The sequence below is a fragment of the Alcanivorax sp. HI0044 genome (assembly GCF_001634945.1).
Genome location: NZ_LWEZ01000078.1, coordinates 1 through 563, shown reverse-complemented (window position 1 = coordinate 563; position 563 = coordinate 1). Strand labels below are relative to the sequence as shown.

General features: G+C 58.3%; 1 protein-coding gene. It reads left to right on the top strand.

What is annotated here, in order from left to right:
• On the top strand, positions 1–563 hold a 563-nt coding region (locus A3730_RS00975), incomplete at both ends, for an alanine--tRNA ligase-related protein (RefSeq protein WP_231883793.1).

The following is a 563-nucleotide window of genomic DNA, read 5'->3' as shown; positions in this document are numbered from 1 at the left end:
CATCAAGTTCGCCTGGGAATTCCTGACGGGCACCTTGGGGCTGCCTGAAGAGCGCCTGTGGATCACCGTGCATGTGTCCGATGATGAAGCGGCGGATATCTGGCTCAAGGAAATGGGCGTCAGCGCTGAACGCTTCTCGCGCCTGGACGAGGACAACTTCTGGCAGATGGGCGATACCGGCCCGTGCGGTCCCTGTTCCGAGATTTTCTACGACCATGGGGCCGATGTGCCCGGTGGTCCTCCCGGTTCCGAGAATGATGATCTGGATCGCTATATCGAGATATGGAACCTGGTGTTCATGCAATACGACCGCCAGCCGGATGGTGAGTTACTGCCGTTGCCCAAGCCCAGTGTGGATACCGGCATGGGCCTGGAGCGTATTGCTGCAGTCTTGCAGGGCGTACATTCTAACTACGAAATTGACCTGTTCCAGGCGCTGCTGAAAGCGGCGGCCACGGCTACCGGCTGCACCGATTTGGAAGAAAAGTCCCTGCGGGTGATTGCCGACCATATCCGTTCCGCCAGCTTCCTGATCTGTGACGGGGTGATACCGTCCAATGAAG